This is a genomic window from Pseudomonas agarici (genome assembly GCF_900109755.1).
Taxonomy (GTDB): domain Bacteria; phylum Pseudomonadota; class Gammaproteobacteria; order Pseudomonadales; family Pseudomonadaceae; genus Aquipseudomonas; species Aquipseudomonas agarici.
In genome coordinates this window covers 72711-86065 of sequence record NZ_FOAR01000009.1, presented here as the reverse complement: position 1 = coordinate 86065, position 13355 = coordinate 72711, and the positions used below count along the sequence as shown (strand labels likewise).

Here is a 13355-nt window from a genome sequence, read left to right as displayed (position 1 = left end):
CGACGCCCGCCCTCCTGATATTTGATTTATTAAAAGCAAAACAGGGGTTTACAGATCAAAACAGCCTCCGTATAGTTCGCCACGTCAACGGCTGCAACGCTGAAGATGCTGCCCAGATGGTGAAATTGGTAGACACGCCAGCTTCAGGTGCTGGTGACCGCAAGGTCGTGGAAGTTCGAGTCTTCTTCTGGGCACCAATTCAAGGCTTCAGAGATTCTGAGGTTTTCCAGAAACCCGCGAAAGCGGGTTTTTGCGTTTCTGGCCTTAGCATTCTTTCTAACCACACCACCGTCGCCCTCCAGCCTTTCCCATTTCTGGTCAGGCCCGAAACTGCCCCAAACTCGCCTTGAGCTGCGCAGCTAGGCTGTCGAGCACCTGACCGCTAGCCGTTGTTTCCACGACCGCCTGCGCCGAGCGCTCGGCCTGGGCATGAATTACCTGCACCCGCCCACGTACCGCATGCGCGCCTTCGGCTTGCTGCGCCGCAGCCTGGGTCGCCAGGGCGATGGCCGTATGCACCTGCTCGACCGAGGTTTGCACTGACTGTTGCAACTTGACGCTGGCACGCAACACCGCCAGCCCTTCGCTCGCCTGCCGCCCTGCCTGCTCGATGGCTGCCACCGCCTCGCGGGCGCCCAGTTGCAAGGCGCCGATATGTGCCTGGATATCCCCCGTGGAGCTCTGGGTCTTGCTCGCCAGAGCCCGCACCTCATCCGCCACCACTGCAAACCCGCGACCGGTCTCACCTGCCCGCGCCGCCTCGATGGCCGCGTTGAGCGCTAGCAGATTGGTCTGCTCGGCAATACCGTGGATCACTGTCAGCACCACCTCGATCTGCTCGCTCTGGCGGGCCAACCGCTCGATCACCTGGGAGCCCGTATCGACCTGCACCGCCAGGGCCTCGATCAGGCCACCGACCTGGGTCGAGGTGCGGGTATTTTCGTCGGTGGCCTGGCGAATATCGACCATCTGCTGGAGCGCCGCCTGCATCGCCTGACTCTCCGCCTGCGCCTCATCCGCCATGTGCTCCAGCGCCCGCAGGCTCTGCTCCACTTCGTCACGCTGTAGCTGAGCCGCCTTGTCGGCGCCCGCATTACGCAAACTCATGGCTCCGATCTCGACACCGGTACGCTGAGCCACCTCTCCCGCTTCACGCACGATGGGCTGCAACTTGTCGACAAAGCGATTGACCGCCGCGGCCATGTCGCCGATTTCGTCATTGCTGCTGAGCCGAACCCGTCTGGTCAGGTCGCCCTCGCCTGCCGCCAGGTCATTCAGTGCGCCAATCAGCAGGTGCAATTTGCTCACCACTCGCCATCCCAACATCACCGTCAGCACCAGCAGTACGCCCAGACCCACCAGTGCCAGGCCCAGGCCGATCCGCCACCGCAGGGTCCGCGCCGCGTCCTGGACGGTGCTGGCGATATTTACTTGCATTTGCGCAGCCGTGGACTGTGCCGACTGCAAACGTGCGCGCATAGCCGTCGAACTCTCGGTCGCAGCGCTCTGCAAACTGTCGCCCACCAGCTTGTCGCTACTGGCGATCAAGGCGGAGAAACGCTGGTCCAGGGCTTTCAGATCAGCTTCGACCGAGGCCGTCGAAACCCCCATCAGGACCTTGCCGATCTCTACGCCATTAGGATTGATCGACGCCTCGAGGTAGTAGACCGATGGATCGTTTTTCGCCGCATTCAACACCTTATCCAGCGCTCCCTCACCCTGGCCCTTTTCCAGTAGGGCCTGATTGATCGGATTGCCCCGATTCAGGTAACGGGTCAGGTGCTCGCCATTGGCGTCGTCGTACACCACAAACAGCACATTCGGATTGCGCTGGGCGCGACGGGCAAATTCCGATAGGATTGGCACGTCACTGTCCCACATCGCCCGGGGAGCGACGGAGGCGAGCAATTGCGCCATATCGTTGGCCGACTCCCGCAAATCCTTCTCCAAGGTAGCACGCAGTTGCGCCTGTTCACTTTCAAGACGCGAAGACAAACCGCCGGTCAGGCGCTGGCGCGTACTGGAAGAAAGCGTGTCGAGGCTCAACGTCACTTCCTTACTAGCCTGCTCCAGCTCGCTGGAAAGTTTCTGGCTATCGATATCCAGATGACTGGCAAGATCGGCCTCAAGGGCCGTGACCGTGCTTCGCGTCAGGGCGACCGCTACCAGCACCTGTACCAAAAGAGCGATACCGAGCGTAACGAACACAGGCCGCAGCAAACGGCTTTGTAGCAGTGAGAGAACGGCCGACACTGGAGACACCTCCCCTTTGGCGCCATTAATTTGATGGCGCACTTGTTAGAGGATAATCCCAGCAAGGGCCGTGCCGTACTGCAGACAGAAACGACAAAGGGTCCTGTAAGGGACCCTTTGTGATTTACATCAATACGTTATCAGGCGAAAGGATGACGCAGAACGATGGTTTCGTTGCGATCCGGACCCGTCGAGATAATGTCGATCGGCGCGCCGACCAATTCCTCGATGCGTTTGATGTAGGCACGGGCAGCCGCCGGCAGCTCTTCCAGGGTCTTGGCACCCAGGGTCGACTCGCTCCAACCTGGCATCTGCTCGTACACCGGCTCCAGGCCAATGTAGCTGTCGGCATCGGTCGGGGCGTCAATGACCGCACCGTTTTCGTTCTTGTAACCCACGCAGATATTGATGGTTTCAAGACCGTCCAGCACGTCCAGCTTGGTCAGGCACAGACCCGAGATGCTGTTGACGTCGATGGCGCGGCGCAGGATGACCGCATCGAACCAGCCACAACGACGAGCACGACCGGTGGTTGCACCGAACTCGTGACCACGCTTAGCCAGGAAGGCGCCGACGTCATCGAACAGCTCGGTCGGGAACGGCCCCGAGCCCACACGGGTGGTGTAGGCCTTGGTGATGCCGAGGATGTAATCCAGGTACATAGGTCCCACGCCCGAACCGGTGGCGATACCGCCAGCGGTGGTGTTGGAGCTGGTGACATAAGGATAGGTGCCATGGTCGATGTCCAGCAGCGAACCCTGGGCGCCTTCGAACATGATGTCCTTGCCAGCGCGACGCAAGTTATGCAGCTCGGCGGTGACGTCGAGCATCATCGGTTGGAGCAACTCGGCGTATTCCATGCACTCGTCGAGTGTCTTCTGGAAGTCGATGGCCGGCTCTTTGTAGTAATTGACCAGCACGAAGTTGTGGTAGTCCAGCAACTCGCCCAGCTTCGCGGCAAAACGTTCGCGGTGGAATAGATCGCCGATACGCAGACCGCGACGCGCGACCTTGTCTTCGTATGCCGGGCCGATGCCACGACCGGTGGTACCGATCTTCAGCTCGCCGCGAGCCTTCTCGCGGGCCTGGTCCAGGGCTACATGATAAGAGAGGATCAGCGGGCAGGACGGGCTGATACGCAGGCGCTCGCGCACCGGCACGCCTTTCTCCTCCAGCTTGGTGATTTCCCGCAGCAGGGCATCCGGCGCAACCACCACGCCATTGCCGATCAGGCACTGCACACCTTCGCGCAGCACGCCCGAAGGGATCAGGTGCAAGACGGTTTTCTCGCCGTCGATCACCAGGGTATGGCCAGCATTGTGACCACCCTGGTAGCGCACCACGGCGGCAGCATGTTCGGTCAGCAGATCAACGATCTTGCCTTTGCCCTCATCACCCCATTGGGTGCCCAGGACTACGACATTCTTACCCATAACACTTGTCCTCATTCGCGCAAACTTGGTGCCGGCAGCCGCCGGCAGGAAAACTCAAGAAGCCAGCGGCAATACTTGCCAAAGCCCATTCTGCAGAATCAATTGCCGGTCGCAGTTCGCGTCACGGGCGGCGGCGAGTGTCTGCCCAGGCAGGGCCTGGACGACACGCTGCCCCTCACCGCGCAACTGACAGACTTGCTGCCAGAGTGCCGCATCCGCACTGTCAGGCATCCAGATACCGCCAGATGGCAACTCGATCTCGGCACGCCCCAAGGTCACCAGGGTTTTCAAGTCGGTGGAAAACCCCGTTGCCGGGCGCGCACGACCGAAGTCCGCGCCGATATCGTCATAACGACCGCCCTGGGCGATGGCCTGCCCGACACCGGGGACAAACACCGCGAACACCACGCCGGTGTGGTAGTGATAGCCACGTAACTCGCCCAGATCGAAGTACAGCGGCAGATCCGGGAACCGCGCCGACAGCCGCTCGGCAATCGCCAGCAGGTCGTCCAGCGCCGCTGTGACCGGTGCCGGAGCCCCCGCCAGACGCACACGTGCAGCCGCCAGCACTTCACGGCCGCCGCACAGATCAACCAACGCACGCAGCATTGCGGCGAGCTCGGTCGGCAGGCCTGCGGTCAGGTCGATCACTTCATCGATGGCCTTGCGTTGCAGGGCATCGAACAGTTGCTGCTCCACTTCACCGGACAGGCCGGCCGCACGGGCCAGGCCACGGTAGATACCGACATGCCCGAGATCCATATGGACATCCAGCACGTCGGCCAGTTGCAGCATCGCCAGCATCAGACTGATGACTTCCACGTCGCTGCTCGGGCTGGCATCGCCATACAGCTCGGCCCCCAACTGGATCGGGCTGCGCGAGGACGACAAGGCCCGCGGCTGAGCATGCAGCACACTGCCGGCGTAACACAGGCGGCTCGGTCCTTCGCGACGCAGGGTATGGGCGTCGATACGCGCCACCTGCGGCGTGATATCGGCACGAAAACCCATTTGCCGACCCGACTGCGGGTCGATCACCTTGAAGGTACGCAAGTCCAGGTCCTGCCCCGCACCGGTCAGCAAGGACTCCAGGTACTCGATATGCGGGGTAACAACAAACTCATAGCCCCAGCTCTGGAACAGATCCAACACCTGGCGGCGCGCCACCTCGATGCGCGCCGCTTCAGGCGGCAGTACTTCTTCGATACCATCTGGCAGGAGCCAGCGGTCTACCGTTGCCATTACGCCTTTCCCCTATGATCCGGGCGGCAAGCCTAAAGGCGAGCCTTGAGTGAAGCAGAAAATGGTTAACGCGCGCGCAAGCACGACGCGACGAACAGCCGCAAACGGCTTCGCCTACCACTTTCCTCGAAAAACCTGTCGAATCAGCCAACTCGGTTTTGCCGGCCTGCCGGTTAATCAACCATACAGACGCAAAAAAGCCGGGAATTTCCCGGCTACCGCATCATACACACGTTTTCCGAAAGGATCACCCCGCCAGGCGTTTTAGCCGCCCGGCGGGAGTGTTGATGCGCGATGGATCAGGGCTTGGCTTTTTCCAGGTAATGGAAGAAGTCACTGCTTGGATCCAGGACCAGCACGTCACTCTTGTTCGCAAAGCTTTCACGGTAGGCGCGCAGGCTGCGATAGAACGCATAAAACTCCTGATCCTGGCCGTATGCCTTGGAATAGATAGCCGCCGCCTGGGCATCACCATCACCGCGGGCCTCTTCGGACTGGCGATAGGCTTCAGCCAGCAGCACGCGGCGCTGACGATCGGCATCGGCACGAATGCCTTCGGCCAGCTCATTACCTTTGGCGCGGTGCTCGCGAGCCTCACGTTCACGCTCGGTGCTCATGCGCTCGAACACGCTGCGGTTCACTTCCTTCGGCAGGTCGATGGCCTTGACCCGGACATCGATCACTTCGATCCCCAGCTCTTTCTCGGCCATCTTGTTCAGTGAGGAGGTGATATCCGCCATCAGCGCATCACGCTCACCGGACACCACTTCATGCAGGGTGCGCTTACCGAACTGGTCACGCAGGCCCGACTCCAGGCGGCGCGACAGACGCTCGTCGGCGATCTGCTTGAGACCGGAAGTCGCGGTGTAGAAGCGCTCGGCGTCCTTGACCCGCCACTTGGCGTAGGCATCGACCATCACGGCTTTCTTTTCCAGCGTCAGGAAGCGCTGGGTCGGGGCATCCAGGGTCATCAGGCGCGCATCGAACTTGCGCACCTGGTTGACGTAGGGAACCTTCACGTGAAGGCCCGGCTGGACATCCGCCTGGACCACGCGACCAAATTGCAGCAGTACGGCCCGCTCGGTCTGCGACACGATGTAGAAGCAGTTCCAGCCGACCAGTACGACAACGACGCCAACGATCAGGGCGATCAGCGATTTATTGCTCATCAGCGGCTCTCCCTCGTGCGCGTTTGCGGCAGGTCAGTGATATGCGGCACGGCACCCGAGTTACTGGAGGCGGCGGCCGAACCGGTTACTGGCGGATTAGCGCCCGAACTGTTCTGGATCATCTTGTCCAACGGCAGGTAGAGCAGGTTGCTCTGGCCGTTCTTGTTGCCGGTCACGAGCACCTTGCTGGTGTTGCTGAAGACTTCCTGCATGGTGTCCAGGTACAGACGCTGACGGGTGACTTCAGGTGCCTTGCGGTATTCGGCGACCAATTTGGTAAAGCGGTCGGCCTCACCCTTGGCGCGGGAGATAACTTCATCACGATAGCCGTTGGCATCCTCAAGGATACGCTGGGCCTGACCACGGGCTTCCGGAACCACGCCGTTGGCATAACCCTCGGCCTGGTTGCGCGAACGCTGCTCGTCTTCACGGGCACGGATCACGTCATCGAAGGCCTCTTGAACTTCACGAGGCGCCGCAGCGCTCTGTACGTTCACCTGGGTCACGGTGATACCGGTGCGATAGGTATCGAGGAACCGCTGCAGGCGCTCCTTGATTTCGCTGGCCATCAGCTCACGACCTTCGGTCAGCACCTGGTCCATGGCGGTGGAACCTACCACATGGCGCAGCGCACTGTCGGTGGCCTGTTGCAGACTGATTTCCGGCTGATCGACGTTCAGCACGAAATCCTGCAGGTTGGTAATCTTGTACTGCACGGTCAGCGGCACTTCGACGATATTCTCGTCTTCGGTCAGCATCTGCCCCTGCTTGGTATAGGCACGCTCACGCGTGACGTTTTCCATGTACTTCTTGTCGATCGGCGGGAAATAGATATTCAGACCCGGGCCGACTGTCTCGTAGTACTTGCCGAAGCGCAGCACCACGGCCTGCTCCTGCTCGTCCACGACATAGACCGCGCTGTACAGCCAGACAGCCGCCAGCACGACCAGGCCGATGCCCAGGAGGCCGAAACCACCGCCCCGGCTGCTCGATCCGCCACCGTCGTCACTGCGTTTCTTTCCGCCACCGAACAACCCATTAAGGCTTTCCTGCAGCTTGCGGAAGGCCTCGTCAAGATCCGGAGGCCCCTTGCGGTCGCCATTGTTACGGCGCTTGCCACCCCAAGGATCCTGATTGTTCGAGTTGCCACCCGGCTCATTCCAAGCCATAGCGCTCTCCATCTGATAAAGCAAAGACGCGCCCACGGCGCGCCGCCCCATGCTACAGAATGCCTGCTACAGCGGCATAACCGCTTTGTCAGGCTTTATATTGCAAAGTGTGTTGCTCGATGAACTCCGCCGGCGTCATTCCCGCGCGCGAGACCATTCGATTGAGTTCGGCCCTGGGCAAACGCACCGACAGCAGGCAGGCACCCTCTTCGTCATGTTCTTCTTTCTGAACTGCGCCCAACTCGAAAAACTGTGCACGCAGTCGAGCAAAACGCTGCGGTAAGTGCAAGGTACCAACGAACAAATCACTGCCCAACAACTCGGCAATCGCCTGTTCGAGCAATTCAAGGCCGATACCGTCACGCGCCGAAAGCCAGACTCGTTGTGGCTTACCGTCTTCAGCGCGCTGGATCTGCGGCTCGACACCCTCAAGCAGGTCGAGTTTGTTATACACCTCAAGGATCGGCAAGTCCTGGGCTCCGATCTCGCCCAACACCACCATTACCTGCTCGATCTGCAGCATGCGGTCCGGCTCCGCGGCGTCGATCACGTGCAGCAGCAGGTCGGAGTTGCTCGACTCTTCGAGCGTAGCCCGGAAAGCCTCGACCAGCTTGTGGGGCAGATGCCGGATAAAACCCACCGTGTCGGCCAGCACGACTGGCCCGAGGTCCTCTAGATCGAGACGGCGCAAGGTTGGATCGAGGGTGGCGAACAACTGGTCGGCGGCATACACATCGGATTCGGTGACGGCGTTGAATAACGTCGACTTGCCGGCGTTGGTATAGCCTACCAGCGACACCGTCGGGATATCGGCGCGCTTGCGCCCACGACGGGATTGCTCGCGCTGGCTGCGGACCTTTTCCAGCCGGCTCTTGATCTGTCGCAAACGCACCCGCAACAGGCGCCGGTCGGTTTCCAGTTGCGTCTCACCGGGACCGCGCAGGCCGATACCGCCCTTCTGCCGCTCAAGGTGCGTCCAGCCACGGACCAGGCGCGTGCTCATATGCTCAAGCTGGGCCAGTTCAACCTGCAACTTGCCTTCATGGGTGCGCGCGCGCTGGGCGAAAATATCGAGAATCAAGCCCGTGCGATCAAGCACGCGACACTCGAAAGCACGTTCGAGGTTACGCTCCTGACTGGGGGTGAGAATGTGATTGAAAATCACGATATCGACCTGTTCGGCCTTGACCAGGTCGCGAAGCTCCTCAACCTTGCCAGTGCCAATCAGATACTTGGCGGTAGGTCGATGACGCGGCACGTTGAAAAACGCGACGGTCTCGGCACCTGCCGACAGCGCCAACTCCTGAAACTCCTGCGGATCTTCGCGCGCCTCAGGGTCCTGACCTTCCAAGTGAACGAGGACTGTCCGTTCACCACCACCGTGGCGCTCAAAGAACAAAGGAGACTCCTATCAGGCGTTACCTGGCTCAGCGTCGTCCTGTTCGGATTCGGTTGCGCTAGGCAGACGAATTGGACGAACCGGCACCACTGTCGAGATAGCATGCTTGTAGACCATCTGGCTGACGGTGTTCTTCAGCAGGATCACGAACTGGTCGAAGGATTCGATCGTGCCTTGCAGTTTGATCCCGTTGACCAGATAGATGGAAACCCCAACCTTTTCTTTACGCAAGGTATTCAGGTAAGGGTCTTGTAGCGAATGCCCTTTTGACATGTGCCGCACTCCTTTAAGGATCAATAGTAAAAAATGAGTAAACAGGTGGCTTATGCCGCCACTCCCCCAAGGATAGACGGCCATTGCATGGACTCAGCCCAATATGGAGATCGTCCCAAGGTATTTCAAGGCGCGTGGCAGATTGTCGCAATCCAGGCTGTCCAGCCAGTGTAAATCAGCCCAACTGCGTAACCAGGTGAACTGGCGCTTCGCCAATTGGCGCGTGGCAATGATGCCTCGCTCCCGCATTTCGGCTGGCGCCAGCTTGCCATCCAGATGATCCCAGACTTGTCGGTAACCTACAGCACGTATAGAGGGCAACCCGACATGCAAGTCACCTCTGCTACGCAGGGCTACGACCTCGTCAATGAATCCCTGTTCCAACATTTGTGTAAATCTTTGTGCAATTCGTTCATGCAATACCTGGCGGCTTGCCGGGGCAATGGCCAGATTGGCGACAGTATAGGGTAATTGCGGGCGTCCCGAAGCGCCTACCTCAGTACTTTGCGCAGATTGTCGCCGCCGAAGGGCTGTCATGTTCGACCCGCTGACCCGATAGACCTCCAATGCCCGGCTCAATCTTTGCGGGTCATTGGGGTGAATACGTGCCGCCGATTCCGGATCGATATGGGCCAATTGATCGTGCAGCGCTCGCCAGCCATGACGCGCAGCCTCTTCTTCAATGTCTGCACGAACCTGCGGATCAGCCGCCGGCATATCCGCCAGACCTTCAAGCAAAGCCTTGTAGTAGAGCATTGTACCACCAACCAGCAGGGGAATTTTCCCCCGTGCGGTGATCTCGGCCATGGCCGCCAGCGCATCGCAGCGAAATTGCGCCGCCGAATAACTCTGTGCCGGATCGAGAATATCGATCAAGCGATGCGGAAACTGCGCCAACAACTCTTTCGCAGGCTTGGCGGTGCCGATGTCCATGTCCCGGTACACCAGAGCGGAGTCGACACTGATCAACTCGCAGGGCAAGACCTTGGTCAACTCAATGGCCAGGTCGGTCTTGCCGGCCGCCGTCGGGCCCATGAGGAAAATGGCCGGCGGTAATGCCTTGGAATCCGTCATCAGCGGCCACGCAAAAACAGTTTGTCCAGATCATCCAGCCCAAGCTGGGTCCAGGTGGGCCGACCATGATTGCACTGACCACTGCGCTCGGTGTTTTCCATGTCCCGCAGCAAGCCGTTCATTTCCGCCAGCGCCAAGCGCCGATTGGCACGAATAGCACCGTGGCAGGCCATGGTCCCGAGCAGCTCGTTCAAGTGTGCCTGGATACGATCACTGGTGCCGTACTCCATCAGGTCCGCCAGCACATCCTGCACCAGTCGGTTGGCTTCAGCCTGCTTGAGCAACGCTGGAATCTGGCGGATGGCGAGGGTTTCCGGACCCAAGCGTTGCAGCTCGAAACCCAGGCGCTGGAACCAGCCGACATGCGCCTCGGCGCAATCGGCCTCGCGCTGGCTGACGGCCAGGGACTCGGGCACCAACAGCGGCTGGCCACTCAGCCCTTCGCTGGCCATGGCAATTTTCAGCCGTTCATACATGATCCGTTCGTGGGCGGCGTGCATATCCACCAGCACCAGGCCCTGAGCATTTTCGCAGAGGATATAAATGCCCTTGAGTTGCGCCAGCGCATAACCCAGCGGCGGAATATCACCCTGACTCTCAGGCAGGCTCGGTACGCCAGCCTCGGGCAACGGCGCGAAGAACTCACGGTAAGCGCTTTGTGCTTCTGCCGCCGGCGGCATCTGGGTCGATTGTGGGCGGTATTGATACTGATAACCGGCCCCGGAAGACGATCCGGCAGTTGACACAAAAGGCGCCGAAGGCTGCGCCTGCGGTTGCTCGAGCAAATGCGCGGCCAGGCGCATTTCGCCCTGGGGGCCGAACTCACCGGCGTCGAGCCCGCTCGGGCGAACGATGCCGGTCACTGCCGCCGGTGCCGCCAACTGGTCTTCGGGGCGCACATCGCCCAGGGCACGGTGCAGGGTGCCGTAGAGAAAATCGTGGACCATGCGCCCATCACGAAAGCGTACTTCGTGCTTGGTCGGGTGTACGTTAACATCGACCACCGAGGGATCGACCTCGAAAAACAACACGAAGGTCGGATGCCGACCGTTGAACAACACGTCGCGATAAGCCTGGCGCACCGCGTGAGCGACCAGTTTGTCGCGTACCGCGCGACCGTTTACATAGAAATACTGCAGGTCCGCCTGGCTGCGAGAGAACGTCGGCAAGCCGACCCAGCCCCACAAGTGCAGGCCATTGCGCTCGACCTCGATGGGCAGCGCCTGTTCGAGGAAACCCGAACCGCAGACCGCCGCCACACGCCGGGCACGGGCTGCATCGTCATGGGCCTCATGCAGATTGAGAATACTCTTGCCGTTGTGGCGCAGGTGAAAGGCCACATCGAAACGCGCCAGCGCCAGACGCTTGATCACTTCTTGCAGGTGGTCGAATTCGGTCTTCTCGGCCTTGAGGAATTTGCGGCGTGCCGGCGTATTGAAGAACAGGTCGCGCACTTCCACCGACGTGCCCACCGGGTGGGCCGCCGGTTGTACTCGGGCATCCATGTCGCGACCTTCGGTTTCTACCTGCCAGGCCTGATCGGCGTCGCGGGTCCGCGAGGTCAGGGTCAGGCGCGCCACGGAACTGATGGACGCCAGGGCCTCACCGCGAAAGCCGAGGCTCATCACCCGTTCAAGGTCTTCCAGGTCGCGGATCTTGCTGGTGGCATGACGTGCCAGGGCCAGCGGCAGGTCATCGGCAGAGATGCCACTGCCGTCATCGCGTACCCGCAACAGTTTGACTCCAGCCTGCTCGACGTCCACCTCGATACGTTTGGCACCGGAGTCCAGACTGTTTTCCAGCAACTCCTTGATCACCGAGGCCGGTCGCTCGACCACCTCGCCCGCAGCAATCTGGTTCGCCAGACGCGGGCTGAGCAACTCGATACGGGCATGTTCGTTCAAGATGGCATCGCTCATTGTTTGGCCGCCAGTTCAGTACCGGGAATGGTCAGGTTCTGCCCCACCTTCAACTCGTCGCTGGACAGGTTGTTGGCACTGCGCAAGGTCGCCGCCGACACCTGGTAGCGCACGGCGAGCATGGCCAGGGTTTCGCCCGGCGCCACGCGATGGTCACGTGGCCCCTGGGCGATCTTGCCGGAATCGCGCAACCAGGCGATGTAGGTGCCCGGTGGTGGGTTTTGCTGGAAGAACTGGCGGATACCGGCACTGATCGAACGTGCCAGTGCCTGCTGATGATTGGAGGACGCCAGCTTGGCCGCCTCGTTGGAGTTGGAGATAAACCCGGTTTCCACCAGGATCGACGGAATATCCGGCGACTTCAACACCATGAATCCGGCCTGCTCGACACGCGGCTTGTGCAGCGGCGTGACCCGACCGATGTTGCTCAGCACTTTCTGGCCCACGTTGAGGCTGGAGGTCAAGGAGGCGGTCATCGACAGGTCGAGCAAGACACCGGCGAGCATCTTGTCCTTGTCGTCGAGGCTGACGTTACCGGCGCCGCCGATCAGGTCGGAGCGGTTTTCGCTGTCGGCCAGCCAACGGGCGGTTTCGGAGGTGGCGCCACGATCGGACAGGGCGAACACCGAGGCACCGAAGGCCGCGGCCGAAGGCGCGGCGTCCGCATGGATCGAGACAAACAGGTCGGCGCCCTTCTTGCGAGCGATCTCGGTACGGCCGCGCAATGGAATGAAGTAGTCGCCGGTGCGGGTCAGCTCGGCACGGTAACCTTTCTGGCCGTTGACCTGGCGTTGCAGCTCACGGGCGATGGATAGCACCACGTCTTTCTCGTGCTGGCCACGGGAGCCCGAGGCGCCTGGGTCTTCGCCGCCGTGGCCGGCATCGATCACCACGATGATGTCACGCTGGCCCGATGGCGCCGGCGGTAGCTTGATCGCCGGCTCCGTCGCCCTCACCGGAACCGCCGGTACAGTTGCCACGGCGGCTGTCGGTGCTGGCGGTGGCGCCGCATCGGCAGGGTTGTCGAACAGATCGACCACCAGGCGGTTGCCATACTGGGCGTTCGGCGCCAGGGTGAAGCTTTTCGGGGTCACGACCTTCTTCAGGTCGATCACCACCCGCAGGTCGGTTGGCGTGCGCTGGGCGGTGCGGATGCTGGTGATTGGCGTATTGGCCGTTGGTACGTTCAATGGACTGGCCAGGGTTGCGCCATTGATGTCGATCACCAGGCGGTCGGGGGCGGTCAGCGTGAACACGCTGTGCTGAACGGTACCGGACAGATCGAATACCAGTCGTGTGTTATCCGGGGCTCGCCACAGTCGAACACTTTTGACCTGTGTCGCCGCTACAGCGTCGACGGCCAGTGCCGTAAGCACCAGTCCTACGACAGCAACCAACGCGCGAATGCGCATACCAAACCCCAT

Annotated in this window: 10 protein-coding genes and 1 tRNA gene; 1 reads left to right on the top strand and 10 read right to left on the bottom strand. The window is 60.8% G+C overall.

Annotated elements, in window-relative coordinates; genetic code table 11:
• Positions 1-110 precede the first annotated feature (110 nt).
• Positions 111-197 (top strand) — tRNA-Leu (locus tag BMX68_RS10660).
• Positions 198-318: 121 nt separating this feature from the next.
• Here the strand turns inward: BMX68_RS10660 and BMX68_RS10655 are convergent.
• The 10 genes from BMX68_RS10655 to BMX68_RS10610 form a co-directional block, all read right to left on the bottom strand.
• The gene (locus BMX68_RS10655; RefSeq protein WP_026013326.1) at positions 319-2253 is read right to left on the bottom strand and encodes a methyl-accepting chemotaxis protein; all 1935 of its coding nucleotides are present in this window, start codon (positions 2251-2253) and stop codon (positions 319-321) included.
• A 140-nt stretch (positions 2254-2393) separates the two neighbouring features.
• Positions 2394-3686: an adenylosuccinate synthase gene (locus tag BMX68_RS10650; RefSeq protein WP_017133323.1), complete on the bottom strand. Its 1293-nt coding sequence runs from the start codon at positions 3684-3686 to the stop codon at positions 2394-2396.
• A 54-nt stretch (positions 3687-3740) separates the two neighbouring features.
• On the bottom strand, positions 3741-4928 hold the full coding sequence (locus BMX68_RS10645) for an ATP phosphoribosyltransferase regulatory subunit (protein WP_017133324.1): 1188 nt from the start codon (positions 4926-4928) through the stop codon (positions 3741-3743).
• Between the two features lie 299 nt (positions 4929-5227).
• Positions 5228-6097, bottom strand: a complete 870-nt coding sequence (hflC, locus tag BMX68_RS10640) for a protease modulator HflC (protein WP_017133325.1) — start codon at positions 6095-6097, stop codon at positions 5228-5230.
• The gene (gene hflK / locus BMX68_RS10635; protein ID WP_017133326.1) at positions 6097-7266 is read right to left on the bottom strand and encodes an FtsH protease activity modulator HflK; all 1170 of its coding nucleotides are present in this window, start codon (positions 7264-7266) and stop codon (positions 6097-6099) included. The genes hflC and hflK overlap by 1 nt, the downstream gene beginning before the upstream one ends.
• An 88-nt stretch (positions 7267-7354) precedes the next feature.
• Positions 7355-8665 (bottom strand): ribosome rescue GTPase HflX, encoded by a 1311-nt coding sequence (hflX, locus tag BMX68_RS10630; protein ID WP_017133327.1) that lies wholly within the window; start codon positions 8663-8665, stop codon positions 7355-7357.
• 12 nt (positions 8666-8677) lie between these two features.
• A complete protein-coding gene (hfq, locus tag BMX68_RS10625) occupies positions 8678-8938 on the bottom strand; it encodes an RNA chaperone Hfq (protein ID WP_017133328.1) in 261 nt (86 codons plus the stop codon).
• A 93-nt stretch (positions 8939-9031) separates the two neighbouring features.
• Positions 9032-10012 (bottom strand): tRNA (adenosine(37)-N6)-dimethylallyltransferase MiaA, encoded by a 981-nt coding sequence (gene miaA, locus BMX68_RS10620; RefSeq protein ID WP_017133329.1) that lies wholly within the window; start codon positions 10010-10012, stop codon positions 9032-9034.
• Positions 10012-11916: a DNA mismatch repair endonuclease MutL gene (gene mutL / locus BMX68_RS10615; RefSeq protein ID WP_169316115.1), complete on the bottom strand. Its 1905-nt coding sequence runs from the start codon at positions 11914-11916 to the stop codon at positions 10012-10014. Before mutL ends, miaA begins: the two co-directional genes overlap by 1 nt.
• Positions 11917-11927: 11 nt before the next feature.
• Positions 11928-13355: an N-acetylmuramoyl-L-alanine amidase gene (locus tag BMX68_RS10610; protein ID WP_208599957.1), complete on the bottom strand. Its 1428-nt coding sequence runs from the start codon at positions 13353-13355 to the stop codon at positions 11928-11930.